Origin of the sequence: Paraburkholderia sp. J7, from assembly GCF_905220155.1 — a bacterium.
Taxonomy (GTDB): domain Bacteria; phylum Pseudomonadota; class Gammaproteobacteria; order Burkholderiales; family Burkholderiaceae; genus Paraburkholderia.
The window spans coordinates 316,081-340,323 of the sequence record NZ_CAJMYZ010000002.1; the positions used below are offsets into that span (position 1 = coordinate 316,081).

The 24,243-nt window shown below is 65.0% G+C and carries 20 protein-coding genes and 1 riboswitch; of the genes, 14 read left to right on the forward strand and 6 right to left on the reverse strand.

The annotated features are described in order from the left end of the window. Positions 1-9 precede the first annotated feature (9 nt). Positions 10-1,011, reverse strand: a complete 1,002-nt coding sequence (locus U5A58_RS04555; RefSeq protein WP_321908441.1) for an AraC family transcriptional regulator — start codon at positions 1,009-1,011, stop codon at positions 10-12. Positions 1,012-1,256: 245 nt separating this feature from the next. Here U5A58_RS04555 and U5A58_RS04560 point away from each other — a divergent pair, with 245 nt between their 5' ends. The 10 genes from U5A58_RS04560 (at position 1,257) to U5A58_RS04605 (ending at position 10,702) form a co-directional block, all read left to right on the forward strand. After that, a complete protein-coding gene (locus tag U5A58_RS04560; RefSeq protein ID WP_321908442.1) occupies positions 1,257-2,312 on the forward strand; it encodes a 3-keto-5-aminohexanoate cleavage protein in 1,056 nt (351 codons plus the stop codon). 135 nt (positions 2,313-2,447) lie between these two features. Beyond that, positions 2,448-3,779: an MFS transporter gene (locus U5A58_RS04565; protein WP_321960464.1), complete on the forward strand. Its 1,332-nt coding sequence runs from the start codon at positions 2,448-2,450 to the stop codon at positions 3,777-3,779. A gap of 74 nt (positions 3,780-3,853) precedes the next feature. Next, a complete protein-coding gene (locus U5A58_RS04570) occupies positions 3,854-4,834 on the forward strand; it encodes a quinone oxidoreductase (RefSeq protein WP_321960465.1) in 981 nt (326 codons plus the stop codon). 10 nt (positions 4,835-4,844) lie between these two features. Beyond that, positions 4,845-5,693 (forward strand): TauD/TfdA dioxygenase family protein, encoded by an 849-nt coding sequence (locus U5A58_RS04575; RefSeq protein WP_321960466.1) that lies wholly within the window; start codon positions 4,845-4,847, stop codon positions 5,691-5,693. 33 nt (positions 5,694-5,726) lie between these two features. Then, the gene (locus U5A58_RS04580) at positions 5,727-6,287 is read left to right on the forward strand and encodes an RBBP9/YdeN family alpha/beta hydrolase (protein ID WP_321934560.1); all 561 of its coding nucleotides are present in this window, start codon (positions 5,727-5,729) and stop codon (positions 6,285-6,287) included. Continuing rightward, positions 6,274-6,984 carry a DsbA family oxidoreductase gene (locus U5A58_RS04585; protein WP_321960467.1) on the forward strand — a complete coding sequence of 237 codons (711 nt, stop codon included), beginning with the start codon at positions 6,274-6,276 and terminating at the stop codon, positions 6,982-6,984. Before U5A58_RS04580 ends, U5A58_RS04585 begins: the two co-directional genes overlap by 14 nt. Before the next feature lie 31 nt (positions 6,985-7,015). Then, entirely contained in the window at positions 7,016-7,348 is a 333-nt protein-coding gene (locus U5A58_RS04590) for a Rieske (2Fe-2S) protein (protein ID WP_321908453.1), read from the forward strand. Positions 7,349-7,407: 59 nt separating this feature from the next. Continuing rightward, positions 7,408-9,039 (forward strand): 3-(methylthio)propionyl-CoA ligase, encoded by a 1,632-nt coding sequence (locus U5A58_RS04595; protein WP_321960468.1) that lies wholly within the window; start codon positions 7,408-7,410, stop codon positions 9,037-9,039. A 94-nt stretch (positions 9,040-9,133) separates the two neighbouring features. Next, positions 9,134-10,285, forward strand: coding sequence for a porin (locus U5A58_RS04600; protein WP_321908457.1), 1,152 nt, complete (start codon positions 9,134-9,136; stop codon positions 10,283-10,285). A 33-nt stretch (positions 10,286-10,318) separates the two neighbouring features. Beyond that, positions 10,319-10,702 (forward strand): BON domain-containing protein, encoded by a 384-nt coding sequence (locus U5A58_RS04605; RefSeq protein WP_321960469.1) that lies wholly within the window; start codon positions 10,319-10,321, stop codon positions 10,700-10,702. Positions 10,703-10,936: 234 nt separating this feature from the next. On the opposite strand, the gene U5A58_RS04610 is transcribed toward U5A58_RS04605, so the two are convergent. Both U5A58_RS04610 and U5A58_RS04615 read right to left on the reverse strand, forming a co-directional pair. Then, complete coding sequence (locus U5A58_RS04610) at positions 10,937-11,749, reverse strand: DUF2182 domain-containing protein (protein ID WP_321960470.1); 813 nt, start codon at positions 11,747-11,749, stop codon at positions 10,937-10,939. An 8-nt stretch (positions 11,750-11,757) separates the two neighbouring features. Next, on the reverse strand, positions 11,758-12,522 hold the full coding sequence (locus U5A58_RS04615; protein WP_321960471.1) for a DUF899 domain-containing protein: 765 nt from the start codon (positions 12,520-12,522) through the stop codon (positions 11,758-11,760). 149 nt (positions 12,523-12,671) lie between these two features. Between U5A58_RS04615 and U5A58_RS04620 the strand changes: the two genes are divergently transcribed. The 4 genes from U5A58_RS04620 (at position 12,672) to U5A58_RS04635 (ending at position 17,837) form a co-directional block, all read left to right on the forward strand. Then, positions 12,672-13,892, forward strand: coding sequence for a helix-turn-helix domain-containing protein (locus tag U5A58_RS04620; RefSeq protein ID WP_321960472.1), 1,221 nt, complete (start codon positions 12,672-12,674; stop codon positions 13,890-13,892). A 35-nt stretch (positions 13,893-13,927) separates the two neighbouring features. Next, positions 13,928-14,560 (forward strand): PQQ-binding-like beta-propeller repeat protein, encoded by a 633-nt coding sequence (locus U5A58_RS04625; RefSeq protein ID WP_321908466.1) that lies wholly within the window; start codon positions 13,928-13,930, stop codon positions 14,558-14,560. Between the two features lie 245 nt (positions 14,561-14,805). After that, positions 14,806-16,512: a hypothetical protein gene (locus U5A58_RS04630; RefSeq protein ID WP_321960473.1), complete on the forward strand. Its 1,707-nt coding sequence runs from the start codon at positions 14,806-14,808 to the stop codon at positions 16,510-16,512. Then, positions 16,509-17,837 (forward strand): hypothetical protein, encoded by a 1,329-nt coding sequence (locus tag U5A58_RS04635; protein WP_321960474.1) that lies wholly within the window; start codon positions 16,509-16,511, stop codon positions 17,835-17,837. Before U5A58_RS04630 ends, U5A58_RS04635 begins: the two co-directional genes overlap by 4 nt. Here U5A58_RS04635 and U5A58_RS04640 read toward each other — a convergent pair. The 3 genes from U5A58_RS04640 to U5A58_RS04650 form a co-directional block, all read right to left on the reverse strand. Further along, positions 17,825-19,756 carry a TonB-dependent receptor domain-containing protein gene (locus U5A58_RS04640; RefSeq protein ID WP_321960475.1) on the reverse strand — a complete coding sequence of 644 codons (1,932 nt, stop codon included), beginning with the start codon at positions 19,754-19,756 and terminating at the stop codon, positions 17,825-17,827. The genes U5A58_RS04635 and U5A58_RS04640 overlap by 13 nt on opposite strands. A gap of 100 nt (positions 19,757-19,856) precedes the next feature. Continuing rightward, positions 19,857-20,039: riboswitch (cobalamin riboswitch) on the reverse strand. Between the two features lie 244 nt (positions 20,040-20,283). Further along, positions 20,284-22,245, reverse strand: a complete 1,962-nt coding sequence (locus tag U5A58_RS04645; RefSeq protein ID WP_321960476.1) for an acid phosphatase — start codon at positions 22,243-22,245, stop codon at positions 20,284-20,286. Positions 22,246-22,404: 159 nt separating this feature from the next. Next, positions 22,405-23,988, reverse strand: coding sequence for an MFS transporter (locus U5A58_RS04650; protein WP_321960477.1), 1,584 nt, complete (start codon positions 23,986-23,988; stop codon positions 22,405-22,407). Positions 23,989-24,243 lie beyond the last annotated feature (255 nt).

A 24,243-nucleotide genomic window follows, 5' to 3' on the forward strand; every position in this document is an offset into this window, starting at 1 on the left:
ATGGCCCTGTCACTTCAAATGGCTATTGCGCCAGTCGCGCGGCGTCATGCCAAAGCGCGCGCTGAACCAGTTCGTGAACGAGCCCTGCTGCGCATAGCCGAGCAGGTCGGAAACCCGCCCGATGGGGTAGCGCGGGTTGCTCATGTAGCGCACCGCGAGTTCGCCCCGCACTTCCTCCACGAGCCGCGTGAAGCTCGTGCTGGCGGCCCCGAGCTGGCGCTGCATGGTGCGCACGCTCAGGCGCAGATACTCGGCCACGCCCTCGACACTGGCCCGCTCGAGCGGCAGCAGCAGGTAGATCGCCTTGCGCACCTCGAGCGCGGCGGAATCTTCACCGGTCACGTTGAGCGAATCAGCGAGGCTTTCCGCGTAGCGCACCAGCTCGGGGTCGGCGGCCGGGTTCGGGTAGTCGAGGTCGGCGGCCGCGCATACGAAGCCGTTGAAGTCGCTGCCGAATTCCAGCGGGCAGCCGAAAAAGCGCCGGTGATACGTGAGGCTGGGCGGCCCCCGATGAACGAAGTGCACCGCGCGCGGTTTCCAGTGCTCGCCCAGCAGCGCGCTGGAGTGGCGCGCGAGCACGCCCACCGCGAGCTCGATGGCCTGGTAGGTCGGCGTGCCGGGATCGACAACCAGTTCCTCGCGGATCGTGACGGTCGCGCCCGTATCTTCGACATACACCGCGAGCGCCTCGTTGAGCAGATGCCGGTACTCGGCGGTGGCGAGCAGCACCTCACGCAGCGTGCGCTTGTGCGCGAGCAGGATGTTGACCACGCCGCTGCCGAACTTGTGGCGTGTCTCGGCCATTTGCAGCGCGAAGGTCGGGCACGACGCTTTTTCTGCCGAGCGCTCCAGCAAGCGGCACGCGGCGGCGGCGGGAATGCGGTGGTCCGGGTTCGCGAGCGCCGCGGCGTCCACGCCCGCCTCGTGCGCGAGCTCGACCGGGTTCAGTCCCACGCGCTTCGCCACGTCGAAATAGCCGCTCAGCGAGACCGAGCTCAGAGTCGTTTCCATGGTCGTGTCTCCTCGATGCCGCGCTCTCGCCGCGCCTTTTAGCCCGTAGAACATACGCGCCCGCTGATACTGGTGTTAACGCCTGGTGGCGCGAAAAGCTAAAACGATGGCGCGCGATCAGAAAAGTGTAGCGCAGGATTGCCGTATCGTGCATCTCAACGGATCAGCCAGTTCCGAGCGGTCTTTCAGGCTCCTGGCCACGTTGTCAAACGTTGAAATACCGTCACCCAATATTGGAGAACACGATGCAATTCCTCGACGATTCGCTGCACCCCGAGAACCAGGACAAGGTAGTGATCACCACCGCGCCGTATGGCCCGGAGTGGATGCCCGAAGACTTCCCGGAAGACATTCCGGTCACGATGGAAGAACAGATCCAGAAGGCCGTGGATTGCTACAACGCGGGCGCAACGGTGCTGCACCTGCACGTGCGCGAACTCGACGGCAAGGGCTCCAAGCGCCTGTCGAAGTTCAACGAGCTGATCGCGGGCGTGCGCGCCGCGGTGCCGGACATGATCATCCAGGTGGGCGGCTCCATCTCGTTCGCGCCGGAAGACGACGGCCAGGCCGCCAAGTGGCTCTCGGACGACACGCGCCACATGCTGGCCGACCTCGAACCGAAGCCGGACCAGGTGACCGTGGCGATCAACACCACGCAGATGAACATCATGGAGCTGCTCTACCCGGAATACCTGGAGGGCACGTCGCTGGCGCACCCGGCGCTGATGGCCGCGTATAGCGAGATGACGGTGCCGGCCGGCCCGGCATGGGTTGAGGAGCATCTGCGCCGCCTGCAGGCTTCGGGCATCCAGCCGCACTTCCAGCTCACGGGCATCCACGCGCTCGAAACGCTCGATCGCCTCGTGCGCAAGGGCGCATACAAGGGTCCGCTGAATCTCACGTGGATCGGTATCGGCGGCGGCTTCGACGGCCCGAACCCGTTCAACTTCTTCAACTTCGTGCACCGTGCGCCCGATGGCTGCACGCTCACGGCGGAATCGCTGCTCAAGAACGTGCTGCCGTTCAACATGATGGCGATGGCCATGGGCCTGCACCCGCGCTGCGGCATTGAAGATACGATCATCGACCAGCACGGCAACCGCATGACGTCCGTGCAGCAGATCGAGCAGTGCGTGCGCGTGGCGCGGGAACTGGGCCGCGAAATTGCCACCGGCAAGGAAGCGCGCGAGATCTACCGCATTGGCGTGCAGTACGACACCGTCGACGAAACGCTCGCGGCCAACGGCATGGCGCCGAACCGCGTGACCGGTGTGAAGAACCTGCCGCTGCGCGCGGCGTAATGAAAGTGGGGCCCGGCGCGCATGCGTGCCTTTGCCGGGTCCTGAAACGGGTGTTTGGCTTTTGCTTCGTGCGTGCCGGCAGACCTGAGAGAACAACGGAACCCGACGAAGAGCGGGTCACCCAGGAGACAACTCATGCTTACGCATGCTGAGCCCACTGCGGGCGAATTGACGACGACCCGATCGAGCGTGCCCGCCTATGCGTGGGTCGTGTTCGCCTTGACAGTCGGACTGCTGCTTTCGGACTACATGTCGCGCCAGGTTTTGAATGCCGTGTTCCCGCTGCTCAAGACCACGTGGAACCTCTCGGACACGCAGCTCGGCTCGCTGAGCAGTGTGGTCGCGCTGATGGTGGGCGTGCTCACGTTTCCGCTTTCGGTGCTCGCCGACCGCTGGGGCCGCGTGAAGAGCATCGTGCTGATGGCGGCGCTGTGGAGCATCGCGACGCTGGGCTGCGCGATCTCGACGAACTTTGGCGAAATGCTGCTCGCCCGTGCCTTCGTGGGTATTGGCGAAGCGGCGTATGGCAGCGTGGGTATTGCAGTTGTCCTGAGTATTTTTCCGGTCCGGCTGCGCTCCACGATCACGGGCGCCTTCATGGCGGGCGGCGCGTTCGGCTCGGTGCTCGGCATGGCGCTGGGCGGCGCGGTCGCGGCGCAGCTTGGCTGGCGCGCGGCATTTGGCGCGATGGCGGTCCTGGGTATCGTGCTGGTCGTGATCTATCGCATCGTCGTGACGGAAAAGCGCATTGCCCCGCTGCAGCCGGCAAGCGTGAGTCGCGAAACGAATGGTCTTGGCATGCGCCTGAGCCTGCGCGCGCTGCTCAAGGGCCTCTTTTCCACGCGCTCCGTGGTGTGCGCGTATGTGGGCAGCGGCCTGCACCTGCTCGTGCCCGCGGCGGTGTGGAGCTGGCTGCCGAGCTTTTTGAACCGCTATTACGGCATGGCGACCGGCAAAGCGGCTGCGACCGCCGCGTTGTTCGTGCTCGTGACGGGCGTGGGCATGGTGGTGTGCGGCAACCTCGCGGACCGCTTCAGCAAGGACAACGGCGCGCGCAAATGGAGCATTGCGATCGCATACTGCCTGCTCTGCTTCGTGCTGCTCACAGTCGGCTTGCGCATGCCGGCTGGCCCGGCGCAGCTCGTGCTGATCGGCGCGGCGATGTTCTTCTGCGCAGGCGCAGCGGGCCCTTCGGGCGCGATGGTGGCGAACCTCACGCCGCCCTCGATCCACGCTTCGGCGTTCGCCACGCTCACGCTGGCGAACAACCTGCTCGGTCTTGCGCCCGCCGCGGTGCTCACCGGCATGGCCGCGGATCACATCGGCCTGCTCGGCGCGCTGCAGCTCGTGCCGTTTGCGCCGCTCGTGGCGGCTGGTGTTTTCCTGATCGGCAAGCGCAACTACGCCGTCGATCTGGATCGTGTGAACACACTGCGCGAAGAAGCCGGTGGTCACGCACAACGATGAATCTGAATTTGCAGTCTGAGTCGGCTTGACTGAGTTCCAGTCAATGCGTTTGAGTAAAGAACAGGAGATTGAACATGGCGAAAGCAGTGCGCTTCCACGAAACCGGCGGTCCCGAAGTTTTGCGCTATGAGAGCGTTGAAGTGGGCGACCCCGGCCCCGGACAGGTTCGCCTGCGCCATGAGGCAGTCGGCCTGAATTTCGCGGACACCTACTTCCGCTCCGGCCTGTACCCCGTGCCGCTGCCTGCTGGCATGGGCGTGGAGGCAGCGGGCGTGGTCGAGGCCGTGGGCCCCGAGGTGAGCAACGTCGCCGTGGGCGACCGCGTGACCTACACCGGCTTCATCAACACGCTCGGTGCGTACAGCACGGAGCGTCTGATCCCGGCGGCGCCGCTCATCAAGCTGCCCGACGCGATTGCATGCGAAACGGCGGCCGGCATGACCATGCGGGGCCTCACTTCGTCGTACCTCATGCGCCGCATTCACGACTTCAAGGCCGGCGACACGATCCTGCTGCACGCCGCGGCGGGCGGGGTTGGCCTGATCGTCTCGCAGTGGGCGAAGCTGCTGGGCCTCACGGTGATCGGCACGGTGTCGAACGAGGCGAAAGGTGCAGTGGCGCGCGCGCATGGTTGCGACCACATCATTTACTACGGCCGCGAAGATGTCGCGAAGCGCGTGCGCGAACTGACGAACGGCGTGGGCGTGAACGTGGTGTTCGACAGCGTGGGCAAGGACACCTTCGAAGCGTCGCTCGATTCGCTCAAGCGCCGCGGCCTGATGGTGTGCGTCGGCACGGCTTCCGGCCCGATTCCGCCGTTCAATCCGCAGATCCTCGCGATGAAGGGCTCGCTCTATCTCACGCGCCCGGCGCTGGCGGACTATATCGCCGACCCCGCGGAGAAGAACGAACTGGCTTCGGAGCTGTTCGGGCACGTTGCGGCGGGCCGTATCAAGATCGAACTGAACCAGCGTTACGCGCTGGAAGACGCGGTGCAGGCGCACCGCGACCTTGAAGCGCGCAAGACGACGGGATCGTCGGTCTTCGTCATCTGAGGAGCGCAACATGAAAGTCGAACAACTGACCTATGCCATCGGCGCGGAACTGACTGGCGTGAATCTCGCCGATGCGGTTCACGACGACGGGCTTTTTGCCGAGATTCGCGCGGCGCTGCTCAAGCACCGCGTGTTGTTCCTGCGCGACCAGAACATCACGCGCACCGAGCATGTGGCGTTCGCGCGCCGCTTCGGCGAACTGGAGGACCATCCGGTCGCGGGCAGCGACCCGGATCATCCGGGGCTCGTGCGCATCTACAAGAACCCCGAGCAGCCCAACGACCGCTACGAAAACGCCTGGCACGCGGACGCCACCTGGCGCGAGGCGCCGCAGTTCGGTGCCGTGCTGCGCTGCGTGGAGTGCCCGCCCGTGGGCGGCGACACGATGTGGGCGAATATGGTGCTCGCCTACGAGAAGCTGCCCGAACACGTGAAGGCGCAGATCGACGGCCTGTATGCGCGCCACAGCATCGAGGCGAGCTTTGGTGCGGCCATGCCGATCGCAAAACGCCATGAACTCAAGGCGCGGTTTCCCGACGCGGAGCACCCGGTGGTGCGCACGCATCCGGAAACCGGCGAGAAGGTGCTGTTCGTGAGCGCGTTCACGACGCACATCACGAACTATCACACGCCCGAGCGCGTGCGCTTCGGTCAGGACGCCAATCCGGGCGCGGGCGACCTGCTGCGCTATCTCGTGAGCCAGGCCTATATTCCGGAGTACCAGGTACGCTGGCGCTGGAAGCCGAACAGCATCGCGATCTGGGACAACCGCAGCACCCAGCACTATGCCGTGATGGACTATCCGCCCTGCCACCGCAAGATGGAACGCGCCGGCATTATCGGCGACAAGCCGTACTGAAGCCGTAGTGATGCAGGCAGGAGACCCAAACCAATGACGCTGGACACCACACCGACCATCTTGATGGTCCCGGGGTTGCGCGACCATGTGCCGGAGCACTGGCAAACGCTGCTGGAAAGCAAGCTGCCCAAGGCCGCTTCGGTGCCGCCGCTCGAGCACGACAAACTGAGCTGCGCGGCGCGCGTGGCCGCGCTCGACGCGGCGCTCGCGAAGATCGACGGCCCCGTCATTCTCGTGGCGCACAGTGCGGGCGTGATGATCACCGTGCATTGGGCGCAGCAGCACAGCCGCAAGATCCATGGCGCGCTGCTCGCCGCGCCGGCGGACCTCGAAACGCCGCTGCCGGCCGGTTATCCGGCGTTTGATGCGCTCGTCGAGCACGGTTGGACGCCGATTCCGCGCAAGCCGCTGCCGTTCCCGAGCATCGTGGGCGCGAGCCGCAACGATCCGCTTGCGCGCTTCGAGCGCGTGGCGGCGATGGCGAAGGATTGGGGCAGCACCCTCGTGGACCTGGGTGAAGTCGGGCATCTGAATCCGGCGGCGGGATTTGGCGAATGGCCCATGGCCGAGATGTTGATTCATGAACTTGTCTGATCAAAAGTGGGCGGCGCAGGCGAGCCGCGACGCGGGTGAACCGGCCGTATTGACGATCGAGGCCTTCTTCGATTTCATCTGCCCGTGGTGCCTGATCGGCAAGCGCAATCTCGATGCGGCGCTCGCGCGTTTCGCGCGTTCGCGGCCCGATGTGCGCGTGCGGGTGCAGTGGCGCTCGCACCAGTTGCTGCCGTGGACGCCGCTCGAAGGTCTGCCGTATCAGGCGTTCTATCGCGACCGCCTTGGCAGCGCCGAAGCGGTGGCCGCTCGGCGCGCGCAAGTCCAGCGCGCGGGGCGCGATGCGGGTGTCGAGTTCGCGTTCGAGCGCATCGCGGTGCTGCCGAACACGGCCGCCGCGCACGACCTGGTCACGTTTGCCGCTAGCCGCGGCGCGCGCGAACAGAGCGCGGCGCTGATCGACCGCGTGCTCAAGGCTTACTTCATGGAAGGCCAGAACATCGGCGATTACGCGGTGCTCGAATGCCTGGGTCTTGAATCCGGCCTCGAACGCGAGAGCCTGGAGGCGCACCTGGTTGCATCGAAACGCCTCGCTGACCCGACCGGACAGCGCGTGCCCTACGCCGACCCGCGGGTGACCGGCGTGCCGTACTTCGTGTTCAACAAGGGTTATTCGCTCTCGGGCGTGTATTCGCCGGTGGCGATGGCCGGTGCGATGGCGCTGGCGGTCGGAAATTGATGCGAGTCGAGGGAAGTTGAGGGGAAAGGGAATGACACGTGAAGTACCGGTCGGCGCGGCCGACGAACTTGCGCCAGGCCAGCGCAAGCTGGTTTTCGTCGACGGCCGCAGCATCGTGCTGTTCAATATCGAAGGGCAGATGCACGCGGTCGACAATTCGTGCCCCCACAACGGCGCCTCGCTCGCGAGCGGCTCGCTCGAAGGGTGCATGTTGCGCTGCCCGGCGCACGGGCTGCGCTTCGACGTGCGCAGCGGCTGTATGCCGGGCGCGGGTGGACTGAAGCTCACGACATTTCCTGTGCGCGCCGTGGAAGGAAAGTTGCTGCTGAGCGTGCTGGCAACGCCGGCTTCGAGCCAGGCATAGCCGCGCAGCACGGCATTCGAATCTCGCACACGAACAAAAGTTACTTAGGATAGCAAACCATGAAAGGCCTGATGATGGAGCAACCGCTCCTGGTCGCTTCGCTGCTCAAGCATGCAGAACGCCATCACGGCGCGCGCGAAATCGTCTCGCGCCGCGTGGAAGGCGACATTCACCGCTACCGCTACCAGGATCTCGCGCAGCGCGCGCGCCGCATGGCGAATGCGCTGTCGAGCCTCGTCATCACGCCGGGCGAGCGCGTAGGGACGCTGGCCTGGAACGGCTACCGGCACATGGAGCTGTACTTCGCGGTTTCGGGTTCGGGGGCGGTGCTTCACACGCTGAATCCGCGCCTGCATGCCGATCAGCTCGTCTACATCATCGAACATGCGCAGGATCGCATCATCTTCTTCGATCTCACGTTCCTGCCGCTCATCGAAAGCGTCGCGGCGCGCGTAACGAGCCCGATGTTCTTTGTCGCCATGACCGATCGTGCGCATATGCCGCGCAGCCATAGTCTTGGCTCGAGACTCCTCTGCTACGAGGACCTGATCGACAATCACACGGCCGATTTCGAATGGCCGCTGCTCGACGAAAACAGCGCGTCGTCGCTTTGCTATACGTCGGGCACGACCGGCAATCCGAAGGGCGTGCTCTACAGTCACCGCTCGACGCTGCTGCATACCTACGCGGCGGCGCTGCCCGACGCGCTGAACTGCTCGGCGCGCGACACGATCCTGCCGGTGGTGCCGATGTTCCATGTCAATGCATGGGGCCTGCCGTACATTGCCTGCATGACGGGCGCGAAACTCGTGTTTCCGGGCCCGGCGCTCGATGGCAAGTCGCTGTATCAACTGATCGAAGAAGAGCAGGTCACGCTTTCGGCCGGTGTGCCGACGGTCTGGCAAGGCCTGCTTGCCCATGTCGAGTCGGTGGACGGTTCGTTCTCGTCCATGCGCCGCACGATCATCGGCGGCGCGCCATGCCCGACCGCGATGACCCAGGCGTTCCAGAAGCGCCATCACGTCGACGTGATTCATGCATGGGGCATGACGGAACTGAGCCCGGTTGGTACGGTTTGCAGTTTCAAGGCGCATCAGACCGGGCTGGACGAAGATGAGCGCTACGCGCTGCAGGCGAAGCAGGGGCGCTCGGTGTTCGGCATCGACATGAAGATCGTCGACGCTGCCGGCGAGGAACTGCCGTGGGACGGCCATGCCGCGGGCGACTTGCAGGTGCGCGGCCACTGGGTCGCGAGCGAATACTTTGGCGGCGACTACGCCTCGCCGCTGCAGGACGGCTGGTTCCCGACCGGCGACGTGGCGAAGATCGATGCCGATGGTTTCATGCAGATCGTGGATCGCAGCAAGGACGTCATCAAGTCGGGCGGCGAGTGGATCAGTTCCGCCGACATTGAAAACGTCGCGAGCCTGCACCCCGAGGTCGCCACAGCGGTTTGCATTGCAGCACGCCACCCGAAGTGGGACGAGCGGCCGCTCTTGCTGATCGTGAGGAAGCCGGGTAGCGCGCTCGAAGCGGACGACCTGCTCATGTTCTTCGACGGCCGCGTGGCGAAGTGGTGGAAGCCCGACGCCGTGCTGTTCGTCGACGCCGTGCCAATTGGCGCGACGGGCAAGGTGCTCAAGAACCAGCTGCGCGATCAATACGGCGGACACTACTTGCAAGCGTGCTAAGCCCTCTGGTCACAACGATTCATTCAGGTAATACCCTTTAAGGCAACTACAAAAGGCGCGGGGACCACCCGGCAGCCACACACGGAGATCGGCAATGAAATTGAAGTTCGGTAGCCTCGCAGCGTTGGCCTTGTTCGCCAGCGCAGCGCATGCGCAATCATCGGTCACGCTTTATGGCGTGGTTGACAGCGGCCTGCTGTATCAAAGCACTTCGGCCGCAAACTTTTCGGGGACCGCCAAGAATCTGGGGAGCACCTGGCAGCTCAAGGACGGCGGGATCTTTTCGAGCGTCTGGGGCATGAAGGGCACCGAGGACATTGGCGGCGGCTACAAGATCAACTTCAAGCTGCAAGGCTCGTTTACGTCGAACAACGGCAAGACGGGCCTGTCCGACACGCCGGGCGTGACCGCGGTCTTCAACCAGTACGCGACCATCGGCGGATCGGGCTGGTTCGGTTCGATCGACGCGGGCCGCCAGATCATCCCGATGATCTACGCGATGGCGGACACCGACGTTCGCGGCGCGCAGTACTTCGGCAGTATTCTCACCGCGTGGCTGGGCCTCAATCAGGCAGCCGGGTGGCCCGGCACGAGCACGAACGCGCCGATCGGCGCGCTCTATGACAGCAACGCGATCGTCTACAGATCGCCGAAGTTCTATGGCGCTTCGCTCGAGCTGGAGTACGCGCCGGGCGGCGTGCCGGGGCAGTTCCAGGGCGGCACGCGCGAATCGGCCGTGCTGAAGTACTCGAACTACGGCCTGAACCTGGCTGGGGTCTACTACAGCGGCCACGACACCAATCCGTACGCGGGCAACTTCCCCACGACGCCGGCCGCACCGGCCACGGGGCGCAACAACAACAACTTCTACTACGTCGGCGCGATGTACACGATCAGCGGATTCTCGATATCCGGCTCGTTCAGCTCGTCGAACTCGTCCAGCCTGTTCACCAAGGCGACCTATAACTTCGAGATGATCTCGGCCGGCCTCGGTTACCAGTTCAGCCCGGTCTTCAAGGTCACTTCGGGGTACTACTATTTGAAGGACCGCAACAACTCGGCGAATCATTCGAGCGAAGTCGCCGTAGGCGCCGAATACAACCTCTCGAAGGCGACCAAGGCGTATGCCCAGGTCGGCTATGTCAGCAACAAGGGGACCATGAACCAGACGATCGTCTACGGTGCGCCAGTCGCGCCGGGCCAGTCGACGACAGCGGCGATGGTCGGTATTCGTCACGCGTTCTGATCCTCATACACCCTAGAAAAGATGGAGCAATTTATGAAAAAAACCACGGTAGCCGGGTTGGCGGTCGCAACGCTCGTCGCGGCAGCTTCCATGAGTGCGTGGGCACAGCCCCAAGGCGCCGCCAGCGCGCCCGCCGAAGCACAGGCGGCGTCCGCGACCGCGGCTCCCGCGGCGGTTCCGTCCGACCGGCAGGCGAATCGCGCCATGCGCCGCAAGGTGTATGCGGCCATCGGCAAGGACAAGTCGATCAACGCGGGCAACATCAGCGTGGGCGCGAAGGGCGGTGCGATTACGCTGAATGGGACCGTTTCGGACACGGCACAGATCGCCAGGGTCGAGGACATCACCAAGGGTGTTCCCGGTGTGACGTCGGTCACCAACAAGCTGACGGTCAAGAAGTCTTTCGGCGGCATGTAAGCCGCCACAAGAGGCGCGCAGTACGGTGCGGCCGGGAGTCCCCCCGGTTGCACCGGGCTTCGCCCGGCAGCGTAGAGGTTGAATCCAGTCGGCCTCTTGCTGTTTCTCCGGACTGCTAATAACAATCCGGAGCGTCGATCAGGCTCGTGTGCAGGCATGAGTCTGGAGGCGTGAGTTCGACGTTAGAGTCGGAGCGTTTTATCGCCGTTTCGCGGGTGCGGAACGGCGATTTTTTTATGCAGCCACCGCCCGCGCGACCATCGCCACGCCCACCGCAATCGCAGCCGCCCCAATCCCTCGCGCGACTCTTGCGCCGCCCGGCAGCCATCGCTCCGCGGCAATCGCCGCAGCGACTAGCGCCATCGCGGGCCGATCCATCACACCCGCTGCGAGAAGCACCGCCATCAGATTTCCGCAGCAGCACAGGCAGTGCCGACCGAGCCTCAAGCCGTGACGCAGCGCCGCCCGCACATCGAGCCGCGCGTGCCCGCACGACGGCGAGTACCCGCAGCACGCTAGCCAGCGCGCTTTCCACGCGGAGAACTGCAGCGCGCCCGCCAGCACGACGACAACCCCCGCCACGGCCGGCGCGGTATGCGCCAGCGCAGGCGCCGCGACGGCTAGCGCTGTGAGTTGCGCACCCGCCGCAAATACGAGCACGCCGACCGCGAGCCACACGAAGAAGTACCCCACGCCAGCCATCGCCGTCATCCCGCCCGCACGCGCCGTGCGTTCATCGCCCATCGCCTCGAAATACCGCCACAAAGCCGGCGTGAGCGCAGGCAACATCATCGCGACCATCATGACATTCCACATGCCGGCAAACGATACGGCGGCGTCGAACCACGTGCGCCCGCACATGGGTGCCCAGAGCGCGGACATCGTCCAGCCGCCGGGCATGGGCGTGCCGCCCATCGCCTCCATCGACGCACACCACACGAACGTCACCGCGGTGCTCGCCGCAAAGACCAGCGACGAAACGCCAAAGAAAATCGCACGCGGAGCCGGACCGCCGTGCCGCCGTACCGTCATGCCGACGTTATCCATGATGCGCCTCAGCTTTGCGTGTACTCGTCATGCCGGTGCCACCAGATGCCGGTCTCGTTGCGACCCTTCGGCGCGCGGTCGAGCCACTGGTACATGCCCCATACGCCATCCAGGCCGCGCGCATAGGTCGAGTACGTGTGATAGACCACGCCGTCTTCCAGCACGAATGCGCTGAGGCCCGGGCGGTCGCGCGTGTAGGTCGCCGCGTCGGTGCCGCAGCTCGCCGCGAATTCGGCGACGGGCGCGGGCGGCGGATTCATGTCCATCGCGTGACCGCTGCGCGCATAGTTGTATTCGATGTCGCCCGCGCGCTGCTGGGCCGTGGTGAACGACACGTTGAAATCGAAGTTGAAGTCGTTGCCGCTCGATGAGGCCCACGGAAAGTGCCAGCCCATGCGCTTGCGATAGTCCAGCAGCTTGGGCAGCGGCGCGCGCGACACGGCCATGAGCCGAACGTCGTGATTCGCGAGATGCACGGCGATGCCGTCGAAGCCATCGGCGATCGACGAGCACGACGGACAGCCCGCCGCGTAATCCGGCCCGAACATGAAGTGGTAAACGAGCAGTTGCGAGCGGCCCTTGAAGAGATCGGCGAGTGTCGCGCCACCATCTTCGGTTTCGAATCGATACGTCTTGTCGACACGCACCCACGGCAGCGCCTGGCGCTGCTGCGCCAGTGCGTCGCCGCGCCGTGTGTGCTCCTTTTCTGCCGCGAGCAGTTCGATACGCGCCGCAAGCCAGTCTTCGCGTGTTCCTGTGGTATGGGTTGACATTGCCTGGTGCTCCTATGGATTCACTGGGGTGACGGCGCGCTGTGCGCGCCGCCGCGTCGTTCGATCGATGATTCGTTTGATCGCCGTGTTAGATTAGGCGCGGACCGAGGAGCCGGGGGAGTGACAAGTGTGGCGGGATTCGCATGACGATGGATTCGCTGATAACGGCTGCGGCGCACGCGCTCGCAGCCGGTGATCCGCTCGGCGCGCTGAACCGGGTCGCCTTGCGCGACGATGCGCCCGCGCTCGCGTTGCGCGGCATCGCCATGGCGCAGCTCGGCGACTTCGCGCGCGCGAAAACGCTGTTGCGCAGCGCGGCGCGCGGCTTCGGCACGCGCGAGGCCGTGGCGCAGGCGCGCTGCGTGGTCGCCGAGGCCGAGATTGCGCTTGCCTCGCGCGATCTCGGCTGGCCCACCGACACGCTCGCTGCGGCGCGGCAAACGCTCGAAACCCATGGCGACCGTCTCAATGCCGCGCACGCGCGCTACCTGGAAATTCGCCGTTTGCTGCTCATTGGCCGGCTCGACGAGGCCGGCGGCATGCTCGCACAAACCGATCCCGCGCCACTGCCGCCCGCCTTGCGCGCGGCGCACGAGTTGATCGCCGCGGGCATTGCCATGCGGCGCATTCAAACGCAGGTCGCGCGGCGCTCGCTTGCAGAGGCCGCGCGCGCGGCGCGCGCAGCGGGCATCGCGGCGCTGAGCGCCGAGATCGAGAGCGCCGCGCGGCTGTTGACCTCGCCGGCCGCGCGCCTCATCGCGCGTGGCGAAGAGCGGGTGCTGCTGCTGGAAGACGTCGAGGCGCTGCTCGCCTCGAAGGCGCTCGTCGTGGATGCGTGCCGCTACGTTGCGCGCGAGGGCGCGACGATCGTCGAACTCGCAAGGCGGCCGGTGCTGTTCGTGCTCGCGCGCGCGCTCGCGGAGGCGTGGCCTGCCGATGTGCCGCGCGACGCGCTGATCGCCCGCGCCTTTCGCACGAAACACGCCGACGAAACGCATCGTGCGCGGCTGCGCGTGGAAATTGGCCGCTTGCGCACGCTGTTGCGCGACGTGGCCGAGATCGGCTCGACGCAGCAAGGCTTCGCGCTGGCGCCGCGCACTGCGAGCGAAGTGGTGGTGCTGGCGCGGCCGGTGGAAGAAAAGCACGCAGCGGTACTCGCATTTCTTGCCGACGGCGAATCGTGGTCGAGTTCGGCGCTGGCGTTGGCGCTCGGCGCGAGCCAGCGCACCGTGCAACGCGCGCTCGATTCGCTCGCCGCGGCGGACAAGGTGCAGTCGTTCGGCTACGGCCGCGCGCGCCGCTGGACCACGCCGCCTGTTCCCGGATTCGCGACGACCTTGTTACTCCCCGCGCCGCTGCCGGGCGATTAGGATGAACGCCTGTCCTTTCATTCAAGGAGGAAGTCATGAAACGAACGACTGCCGAAATCGTCCGTGAGTACGGCCCTTTTCCCGGCATCGACAAGGTGGGCGGAGTCACCTACGACGGTAAGCAGGTCTGGTTCGCCGTGGGCGAGCGCATTGCGTCGCTCGACCCCGAGAGCGGCCAGACGCAGCGCTCGATCGACATCGCGGCGCACGCGGGCACGGCGTTCGACGGGCGGCACCTGTTCCAGATCTCCGAAGACCGCATCCACAAGATCGACCCCGAAACGGGCCGCGTGCTCGCCACGATTCCGGCGCCCGGAGGCGGCGGCGACTCGGGGCTTGCGTGGGCGGACGGCACGCTCTGGGTCGGGGTGTATCGCGAGCGCAAAATCCATCAAATCGATCCGCAGACGGGCGCGATTCTGCGCACGCTCGAATCGAGCCGCTTCGTCACGGGCGTGACGTGGGTGGACGGCGAGTTGTGGCACGGCACCTGGGAAGGCGACGAGAGCGACTTGCGGCACATCGATCCGGGCACGGGCGAAGTGCTGGAACAACTCGACATGCCGCCTGGAACCGCCGTCTCGGGACTGGAGTCCGATGGCGGCGAGCAGTTCTTCTGCGGCGGCGGGAACAGCGGGAAGATTCGCGCGGTGCGGCGGCCGAGATAGCGACCGGCGGCGATTTGTTATGTGAAGGCATCGCCACTGTCTGTGCGCCAGCGCACGTGCCGGCGCCGCTTTTTGTCATCCCGATGGAGGTGTGCAGAGCAGGTGTTCGTCATCAATAGTTAGCGATCCATATCGATGGGTGCGGCGCCGACCCTGACGCGCTGCCTTGAATGTCACCGTACTGTCGCCTATGCTCATTCGGCGGATTGCGTCGCGATATCCGGAGCAGCCCTTGGGGAAGCGCCATGGCCGAGGAAGGTGGAAACAATACGCCCGGCAACGGTGTTGTCATTCAAACCGGGAACGACCAGCCGTTGCGCAATGGTATCGACCGCGTTGGCGAGGAAAATGCCAACGGCTTAGGCTGGCGACGTTTTTTGACGTGGGTGCTTTATTGCGCGTGCGTTATCGCTGCCGTCCTTTACCTGTTCTTCTGGCCGTCCTTCAACGCAGCGCCACACGTTGCGGCGTCTGCGGGAGTGCACGCGGGCGCGCCAGGCCAGACTGCGCCATCCTCGCTCCATCCACCCAAGGCCGCGTCCGCCAGCCAGTCCGAGCGGCCGCTTGACACCTTCAGGAAGGTGATGAGCGATCTGCTGACTGACGAACAGGAGGAGACGAGCTTCCAGGGGGTATTCGTATTGGCGCTCACGTTCCTCGCCTTTCTGATGCACGGGCTCGAGAGCGCGGGCAAGAAAGAGGGACATGGCGAGGCTGCAACGGCCGGGACCTCGAGATTGCGCCGCTGGGCAGGCAATCCCCACGTTCGTTTTGCCGTGCCGACACTGATCTTCTTTGCTGCAATGATCCGCCGCAGTCACGACGATGCGGCCGTTTTCCTGATGGCGGTCCTCGCCATCTATGTAGCGGCCGAACATTTCGTCGCGCTGCAACAGCAGCACGCGACGGCGCGCTCGATACTGTGGGAAATGAGCCAGCAGGCCGAGGAGATCAAGAAACATACGAGTGGTCTAGGTGCGTTGCAGACCGATCTGAAGCGACGCGCGACGGAAGTCGGCGACGTCATCGCGGAACTGAACCGGCAGGTTGGCAGCATCAGAAATTCACTGGGTACACCTTATAGTCAGAGGCAGCTCTACAAGGCCTATGGTGTTCCGGTGGACCCGCGCCGTGCAGCGACGCCGAAGGGCTACGGGGCGGGAATCTATGCCGTCTACCGCTTGCTCGATATCGACGGGGAATGGCTGGATGCCCCGCGCAAGCAGAAGTGGCCGCTCTACTTCGACAAGAACCCGCCCCGCGAAACCTTGTACTCCGCGTTGATGCGGGGGCGCCGCGACAGGGTGCTGATCATCACCGACATGCCGCTCAGGCTCGTGAAGCCGTGGAGCGACGCCAGCGAGCCGGATAGGGACCGTGCAACGGACTTTCTCCGTTTTATCGGACTCGTGTGGCATACGGTGGTGCTGGAGCAGGCGGCGCGCGACCTTCAGGCGGAACACGGGGTGCGTGCGAATTACGACGTGAGGGTTGGCGATTCGTCGAACTGGATGCATGTTGTCGACGGCACCGTTTATCAATTGCTCGGAAAGCCGCCGGGGCAGGTCTATCTTCGCGATCTCACGCTCGACATCACGCGCGAGGGCGAGCGCACGGGGATGAATCTCGTGAACTGGGCCGTGGAGGACATCATGCGCTCGGCTTCGCGCGCGGCCAGTGCGCGCGACTATATTTGCGCTGTGTTCTCCCAGGTCTTGATGATCAGGCGCTTGTACCAGATGGATCTTCCCTTGCTGCCTGGCATCGTCGACCAGATCCTGCTCGATATCGGTTTCGGCGACTGGCTGCAGTTCCAGGACGGCTTTGTCGAGAAGTGGAGCGAAACGGATGCGAAGACCGTGTTTCGCGGGCTGATCGAGAAGTTTCTTGTCGGTCTCGCCGACGACAAGGGCACGCTTACCGCCAGCCTCATTTACCGGGAGCTGCAATGAACGACGCCGCAAGGCCCGAACCGGTACCGGTTTCGCAGCTTTCAGTGATGGCAAGGCACATCGACGACCTTGCCGAGCGCGTCTACGCGAAGCTGGTGACCCGCCAGCCCGACGGCAAGTGGACGTTGCACGACCCGGAACTGGTCGCGCAGCGCGTGGCGCGCGAACTGGCCGGGGAAGACCATGAAGAGAGCGCAGCAAAGCGCGAGGCGGCGCAGCCGTCCGACCTGCCGCTTCAGACGCTGGCCGAAGTGTTCCTGCAGTCGGTTGAATTGCTGATGGCCTCGCCGCATGAGCCCGACAGCAAGAGCGCGCTCCTGACGTGGTGCGGAAAATCGCCGGACACTTCGATAGGCGAGTCGGAGCAGATCCGCGTCGACTTGCTGACGACGAGCTGGCTCGGCCTGCATTTCGTGGGGATTCCGTTCAGCATTCCATGGGAGCGGGTGCGCCGCTGGGCCGACGAAGAGGGCGGCGGTTTGCCGAATGGGGCCTGTATTGGCAAGGCGATTGGCGATATCGTACGCGACGCTCGCAAGCACAACGAACGAATGAAGCGCGAGGAAAGCAGTGCCGCTCGCGCCGTGCGGCCAACCGGCGCCGCGCAAACGCCTGCCGAAAACGCGGCTGCGGCCAAGGTTGCCGCGGGGGCGGGCGGCGTAGTGCAGTCGGCGCGCAACCCCGCGCTGATCGTGTTTTCCGGGTTGCCGCTTCTATTGTTTCCCGAATTGCTGCGCGGTGAGCCTCGCGAGGGGTGCACGCCCAACGGGGCGCATATCCTGGGCCGATGCTATGAGCTTCTGCAACTGGTGCTTTATTTGCGGGCCGGGTTCCAGATTCTGTATTGCGTAAAGGAGGACATCGTTGTCGAATGCCTGCGCTTCGTTCATGCGCAACACAACGCTACGCCGACAAAAGAGAGCGCGTGGAAGATATGGCAGCACGCGCTGGAGTGGCTGCAGAATCTGGTTCCTGTGCCAGTGCTCGAACGCCAATACGTGTGCGTGATGGAAGATCCGCTCATGCCTGCGTGCTTCATCAATCACGAGCGCGGGCTCTATACGGTCGAAACGCCGATGGCAAACGAAGACCGGAGCCGCCAGGGCCGCCGGCAGGGCGAAATGCCGCTGCCTGCGAGCTATATGCGTGAGATCCGGCGCTTGCTGTACATCGAACACCTGACGGCAGGTGGCGGGCTGAGCAAGGCGACCAACCTGTTGAGCAAGGACGCCAATTACCACGAAGCGGTCTTCAGGAATATCTGGAGCCGGTGCCAGGCGGAGAACCGCCGTCCAGCCGCTGGCTCCGATCCTCAAAACGTATAAGTGACCTTCCCAAACGCCGTGCGCCCGAGCGTGTTGTACCCGTACGCGGTCACATATTGCCGGTTGAACACGTTCGCGAGCGTGGCCGAAAGCGCGAGATGCGCATTGACCTTGTACGACGCGCGCAGGCTCACCGTCGTCCACGAAGGCAGGTAGATCGTGTTGAGCTGGTCGTCGAATGTCGAGCCGTTGTACAGCAGCGAAACGCCGGTGCTGAGCGCGTGGAGCTGGAACTCGTCCCACGTGTGATCCACGCTCAGGCTCACCGTCTGGCGCGGGCGGCGATTGAGCCAGGTCTGGTCGGTCACGTCCTGCGGATTCAGAATCCCCACCGTGAGGCTCACCGGCGTGTAGTTGCCGAGCGTGCCCTTGTACGAGAGGTCGAGACCCTGAATATGCGCGCGGCCCACGTTCACAGGCAGGAAGGTCTGCGAGTTGTACGTGATGAGGTCGTGCACGCGCGTGTCGTACACCGCGGCTGTGAACGTGCCGATCGAAGTGGTCGCATCGAGCGCCGCCTCGACCGAGTCGCTGCGCTCGGGCAGCAGGTTGGGGTTCGAGTAGCCTGGATAGTACAGGTCGTTGAACGTGGGCAGACGGAACGCATTGCCATACGAAACGCGCGCCGTGTAGACCGGCGTGATCGCCCACGAGAGCGCGACGTTGCCCGTATTGACCGACTCCCCCTGCACGATCTCGTGCCGCCCCGCGAGGAACAGCGTGACGGGCCCGAGCGTCGTGGACTGATGCATCGACACGGCGGAATCGTTGCGCGCGGGCAGGCCGCCCGGCACATCCACAGGCAGAAACGCCAGTTCGCGCGTGTAGTCGTAGGCGAGCTTGGTCTCGCCGTCGAGCGGCATGCCAAAGAGCGTGTGGCCCCTTTCCTGATGCGTGAGCGACGTGGAGGTGGCAAAGCGCGTCGAGTCGATCTCGTCGGTCGGGATCGTCGGGTCGTTCGAATAGAGGAACTCACGGTCCGTGGCGTACCCCACCGACTGGTCGAACTGCGTGGTCGGCGTGATGTCGAGGTGGAACGCGAGGCCGGTCGTGAGCTGGTTGTCGCGCTGCCGGTCGTTGCCCCCTGCGTTGTCGTAGGAGAGATCGGAGCGGTGGTACAGCGCGAAGGTCGAGATCGACCAGTTGTCGTGCGCGTAGCCGAGGCGCGCGTCCAGGTTCTGCGCGTGGTAAGGGTTGCGGCCGTCTTCGTGGCCGTAGGCCCAGGGCTGCGTCGCGTCGATGCCGGCCGTGTTGTAGTCATGCAGACCCAGCGAATACGTGAGTCCGCTCAACGCGGCAAGCGGCCCGGTCGAGCCGATCGTGCCCGAGGTGCGCACCTGCGTGTCGAAGGTCTTGTTCGAGCCGCCGCCGAACGACACGGTGGTCTGGTTCGGCTGGTTCGACGCATGGCGCGTGAAGAGCTGCACGACGCCGCCCACGGCGTCCGCGCCGAACGAGGCGGCCGCGGGGCCCGAGATCACCTCCACGCGGTCGAACGAGTCCGTCGCAAGATCGCCCCATTCGGCCGTGCCGGTGGTGACGGAGCCCACGCGTATGCCGTCGATGAACACAGCCACCTGGTCCGCCGACGACCCGCGGATGCTCACGCCCGTGTACGAGCCAGGCCCGCCGGTCTGCGAGACGGTGACGCCGGGCAGCGTGGCGAGCGCCTGCGCGATGCTGGGGTCGACGGGCGAGGCGCGGTCGAGGTCGGCGCGCGTGAGCACCTGGGTGGTTGCGTAGCGCTGGTCGAACGATTGCGGCAGGTGCTGCGTGTCGCCCACGACGAGGATATTGGGCAGCGTGGTGTCGTCGGTGGTTTGCTGCTGGGCCTGGGCGGGCGATGCGTCGGCGGCATGCGCGGTTTGCCACGCACAGGCGAGCGCGGCGGAAGTCAAAACGAACTGGCGAAACTTCATGATGCGGTGGCTGGAAACAGCGCTTGTTCAGGGCTGTCCTTGCAACGGGCGGCCGCCGCACGGGCGGTGCTTGCGCATTGGGGATCCCCGCCCGCTGCGGCTGCTGGACTCGGCTGATGGCAGGTCTCCTGGCTCGCGGGTCGACGTCCGTTGCCGGCCTTCCCGGTTTCCCAGTGGCCCGCTTTGGCATGGACTCGCCGCTGACAGTTGCGGGGGCAGCCGCAGTCTTGCACTGCGTTCCCTTTTGATCCCGTCGCCGGGAACCATCAGCGCGCAAGGGTAATGGCCGCGCATTGCGCGCGTCAACCTTTGCCCGGTGCGGTGTGGCGAAAACACCCGGTTTGGTCTGCCCCCCGGCGCCACGCGTTGACCGATGGACGTGCGCTGTTATGCGGGTGTCTCACGGCACGCGATCTCGTGCCGTTGACGGAGGGGCGAGAGAGGCGCTTGCGCAAGCCCCGGTGTTCAGTGCATAAAGCACGGCCCCGAACCATTGTGATTCGGGGCCGCTTTCCAGTGTGGCTACATCACGAGGCCGAGAGCTTCACCGCCACGCCGGTCGAAGAATAAACGGGCGTGGCCTTGAAGCCATCTACAGTGACGGTCGCGAACTTGACCGACGCGCCGCTGCCGTCGATCAGGTCGATCGTGTCGCCTGCCTTCGGCGCATAGCCGTTCACGAACTTCACGTGCAGCGTGCCGCCCGCCACCGTGAGCTGGCCGCCCACGCGCAGACGTCCGCCGCCGTTGCCGTCGATGTCGAGTTCGAGCGTCGTGCTGTCGAGCTGCGTGTACTTGCCCGCTACCGTCAACGGCGCGCTCGTCGAGACGCTCACGCTGCCTCCCGAGCCCACGTACACATCGCCGTTGCCGAAGGCCGTGGCCGACGCGGCCGCGAGCACGCCGCCGCTCACCTGCGAGCCGCCCGCGTAACTGTTGTTGCCCGCGAGCGTGAGCGTGCCGCTGCCCTGCAGCGTGAGCTTGCCCGAGCCGGCAATGTCGTTGCGCCAGGTGTCGGCGGCGTTGAAGCCGCCCTGGCTTGCGTCCATTGCGACGATCACGTTGCCGTTGAATGCGCCATAACCATCGGCAGCACTAAACATGTTCAGACGGCCCCAGCCTTCGGAGTCGTCCATGACCGGATAGCCCGAGACGACTTCGGTCGTCTTCAGCACGACGCGGCGCTGGTCGGCGCTCAGATACGGGAAGCGCGTTTCGAGCAGCACCTCGGCGCCCTTGGGTACGACAGGCGGCGCTTCGGTCGATTCGATCTGGCTGAAGCCGAACGTCAAGCGGCGCGCGAATTCCGACTTGTTGGTCGCGTAGTCGGAGAAGCGGTCGTTCGCGCTCGTGCCCGAATGCGCGAAGGTCGAGAAGGTCGTGGCGCTCGTGCCGGTTGCCTGTTCGAGCGCGCTGTGCGCTTGCGCGTAGGCCGCGCTCTTGAGCGTGGCGTTCGCGGGGTCGTAGAGATTCGCGGCCGTGGCGGCCAGCGCGAACATGCGTCCGCCGATCACGTCGAGCGGCGAATGCATGCCCGCAAGAATGCGGTTCTCGCCGAGTTCGAGGCCGCGGCTCGCCATTTCCTGGTAACGCTCGGGCACGAGGTAGGCCATCGTCATCGCGTCGCGCATGGCTTCGGCTTCGTGGCCGCTGATGAAGCCGCCGTCGGTCGAAGGCGTCGTGCTGATCGCCGGCACGAGCGTGGGGTCGACCACGACGCTCGTGCTCCAGCGGAATGGCCGCGCGTATTTGTAGAAGCGCTTGGCGGGTTCGGTCGAGGCGTTGTTGCCCATTGTGTTGAGCAGGTCCACCACCTTGCCGAACGTCGCGTTGCTCGTGCTGCCCACGCCCGTGTTGTTGCCCGAGTCGTTGTAGAGCGTGGTGGTTGCGTCCGCGGGAATCGACGTGATGCTCGTGGTTTGCTGCGCGGCCGCGCGCCAGGCGGCGGTGAGCGGGCCCATGCCGTCGGTCACGCTGTAGCCTTTGCCGCGGCGGTCGTCGTAGTAGGCCGCGTCCGCTTGCGCCTGGGTGCGCTGTGTCGTTGCGCTCACAACGTACTGGATATTCGCGTTCAACACGGTGCTGTTGAGAATCGTGCCGTTGGGCGTGCCGTCGGTGGGCACGCCCGTCCATGTGGACTGCACGACTGCGGGGAACGTGCCGTTGGCGGGCGCGGAAACGCCGGCGTCCACGAGCAGCGTGAGCGGCTGCCACAGATCGAGAAAGCGCGCCACCACGCGCACGCCCGCGTTGGTCGCGAGCGTGGCGTAGCGCGCGTCGCCGCGCTGGTTGGTCGCGATGTTGTCGACGAAGGCGGGCACGTCGGGAATCGGTGCATTGTCCACGAAGCCGGGGTCGGCGGGCGGCGCGGGGATGGCGGCGGTGCTGGCGGGGTCGTTATTGCCGCCGCCGCAGGCGGTCAGTGCGGCAATGCTGGTAAGCACTGCCAGGTAGAGTGGCAGCGCAATTCGGTGGTGTGATGCGGACATGCTGAGGGCTCCGTCGTCGTGGTTGATGCTGTGTGGTGATGGCAGACTGACGGCGGCGAATTATGCTTACCCTCGATTACTCCCTAATTACCAAATTATTACGCCTATGTTAAGCGGTAATTGAAATGAAATGCGGGTGAAATAATGTTCGGGGTTCATTTACGGCCGCGCCTCGAGATACCCCACCTGTACCGGCGGCACGAACCACGCGAGACACAGGCCGGCGAGCGCGGCGATGGCGGCAACAACGAGGCCCATGTGGATCGAATCTACGAGCGCGCTGCGCGCCGAGCTCATCATCGCGTCGCCGGCGTGCCCGGCGCTCACGAGGCGACTGATCAGCGCGGCCTGGTCGGCGCGGTCCACGAGCAGTTCGGGACTCGCAAACGACTTGAACCACTGCGTTGCCTGGTACGAGTCGAGCGAGCGATTCACGCCCATGGTGTAGAGGTGCCCGAGCAGTGCGCCGGTCATCGCCGTGCCCAGCATGCCGCCGAAAGTGCGCAGCGATTGCAGCATCGCCGTCGCGGCGCCGAGATGGTCGCGCGAGACAATCTGCTGCGAGCAGACCGTGAGGCTCGTGCCCACGAGGCCCAGACCCAGGCCGCTCGCGCCCATGCACGCCATCCACACGAGATGCGGCTCGTTGCCTCGCAGCACGACCACCGCGAGGCTCGCGAAGGCGGACAGTGCGAAGCCGACGTAGAGGATCGCGTTGGCGCGCCGGATCCGCGTGACCACGCGGTTGTTCACGAAACTGCCCACCGTCGTGCCGAGCAGGAGCGGCGTGATCAGCATGCCCGAGGCGCGCGGCGACATCGCGTAGCCGCCCTGGAATAGCAGCGGCACGTAGAAAACGAGCGAGAACAACGCGAACCCGCCGAGCACCGACATCGCAAAGAGCGGACCGAGTTTTCGATCGAGCAGCATGTCCACGGGGATGATCGGGTAGCCCATGCGCTTTTCCCAGAAGAAAAGCGTTAGCGAAAAGACCAGCACGATCACCGCCAGCACGATCGTCGTCGTCGTCCATCCTTGTTTCGGCCAGAGCTCGATCACGAGCTGCAGCGCGCCGAATGTGACAGCGACGACGCAAGCGCCGAGCCAGTCGAGGCGCAGCCTCGCGCCTTCGCGCGCATGGTGCAGATGCGGCAGGAAAGCGTGCACGAAGAACAGCGCCAGCAGACCCACCGGCACGTTGACGAAGAACACGAGCCGCCAGCTTCCGTGCTGGGTCAGCATGCCCCCGAGCGTGGGTCCGACCATGTTCGCAATGCCAAACGCGGAGGTGACGAATACCAGCCAGCGCAGGCGTAGCCTCGGATCGGGGAACAGGTCGGCGACGGTCGCAAAAACTGTCCCCATCATGATGCCGCCGCCAATACCTTGCAGGCCGCGCGCGAGCACGAGAAACAGCATGTTGGTCGCCATGCCGCAGAGCACCGACGCGACGGTGAAAAGAAGAATGGCGGCGAGCATGAAGGGCTTGCGGCCAAACAGATCGCCCAGACGTCCAAAGATCGGAATGGTGATGACGGAGGCAAGCATGTAGGCCGTCGCGACCCATGCATAGAGTTCGAAGCCCTTGAGTTCCGCAACGATGCGCGGCAACGCGGTGCCGACAATGGTCTGGTCGAGCGCGATCAGCATCGACACCGACGCGACGCCGAGCATCGCCAACACCGACTCGCGAAACGGCAGCAGTTGCCGTCCTTGATCTTGAAGCCCGATGCCCGCGGCCATGGAATGCTCCTCGCCGCTCTGAAGCGGCCAATCTGCTGTGCGGTGCCCGGCAAAAAGCGAGTGAGTCGGGCCTGCGAGTGCGACCTTCATTCGATGTGCATTGATGGTACGCCCGCCTACGCGAACTTGACGGTACGAACACGCGTTTGGCGGCGGTTATTCCACTCGGCCCGCCAGGGCCTGGAAGCCGCAAAGCGTTTGACAACGTTTCGCGGCGCGTCAATGTGGAGTGCAAATCTGGTCCGCATGGAGTAA

Excerpts from the sequence above, each read along its gene's own strand:
- U5A58_RS04590 (WP_321908453.1), top strand. The coding sequence starts at position 7,016 with ATGACACGTGAAGTACCGGTCGGCGCGGCCGACGAACTTGCGCCAGGC.
- U5A58_RS04630 (WP_321960473.1), top strand. The coding sequence starts at position 14,806 with ATGGCCGAGGAAGGTGGAAACAATACGCCCGGCAACGGTGTTGTCATT.
- U5A58_RS04560 (WP_321908442.1), top strand. The coding sequence starts at position 1,257 with ATGCAATTCCTCGACGATTCGCTGCACCCCGAGAACCAGGACAAGGTA.
- U5A58_RS04620 (WP_321960472.1), top strand. The coding sequence starts at position 12,672 with ATGGATTCGCTGATAACGGCTGCGGCGCACGCGCTCGCAGCCGGTGAT.
- U5A58_RS04615 (WP_321960471.1), bottom strand. The coding sequence starts at position 12,522 with ATGTCAACCCATACCACAGGAACACGCGAAGACTGGCTTGCGGCGCGT.
- U5A58_RS04650 (WP_321960477.1), bottom strand. The coding sequence starts at position 23,988 with ATGGCCGCGGGCATCGGGCTTCAAGATCAAGGACGGCAACTGCTGCCG.
- U5A58_RS04600 (WP_321908457.1), top strand. The coding sequence starts at position 9,134 with ATGAAATTGAAGTTCGGTAGCCTCGCAGCGTTGGCCTTGTTCGCCAGC.
- U5A58_RS04585 (WP_321960467.1), top strand. The coding sequence starts at position 6,274 with ATGAACTTGTCTGATCAAAAGTGGGCGGCGCAGGCGAGCCGCGACGCG.
- U5A58_RS04570 (WP_321960465.1), top strand. The coding sequence starts at position 3,854 with ATGGCGAAAGCAGTGCGCTTCCACGAAACCGGCGGTCCCGAAGTTTTG.
- U5A58_RS04605 (WP_321960469.1), top strand. The coding sequence starts at position 10,319 with ATGAAAAAAACCACGGTAGCCGGGTTGGCGGTCGCAACGCTCGTCGCG.
- U5A58_RS04555 (WP_321908441.1), bottom strand. The coding sequence starts at position 1,011 with ATGGAAACGACTCTGAGCTCGGTCTCGCTGAGCGGCTATTTCGACGTG.
- U5A58_RS04580 (WP_321934560.1), top strand. The coding sequence starts at position 5,727 with ATGACGCTGGACACCACACCGACCATCTTGATGGTCCCGGGGTTGCGC.
- U5A58_RS04575 (WP_321960466.1), top strand. The coding sequence starts at position 4,845 with ATGAAAGTCGAACAACTGACCTATGCCATCGGCGCGGAACTGACTGGC.
- U5A58_RS04595 (WP_321960468.1), top strand. The coding sequence starts at position 7,408 with ATGAAAGGCCTGATGATGGAGCAACCGCTCCTGGTCGCTTCGCTGCTC.
- U5A58_RS04640 (WP_321960475.1), bottom strand. The coding sequence starts at position 19,756 with ATGAAGTTTCGCCAGTTCGTTTTGACTTCCGCCGCGCTCGCCTGTGCG.
- U5A58_RS04645 (WP_321960476.1), bottom strand. The coding sequence starts at position 22,245 with ATGTCCGCATCACACCACCGAATTGCGCTGCCACTCTACCTGGCAGTG.
- U5A58_RS04565 (WP_321960464.1), top strand. The coding sequence starts at position 2,448 with ATGCTTACGCATGCTGAGCCCACTGCGGGCGAATTGACGACGACCCGA.
- U5A58_RS04635 (WP_321960474.1), top strand. The coding sequence starts at position 16,509 with ATGAACGACGCCGCAAGGCCCGAACCGGTACCGGTTTCGCAGCTTTCA.
- U5A58_RS04625 (WP_321908466.1), top strand. The coding sequence starts at position 13,928 with ATGAAACGAACGACTGCCGAAATCGTCCGTGAGTACGGCCCTTTTCCC.
- U5A58_RS04610 (WP_321960470.1), bottom strand. The coding sequence starts at position 11,749 with ATGGATAACGTCGGCATGACGGTACGGCGGCACGGCGGTCCGGCTCCG.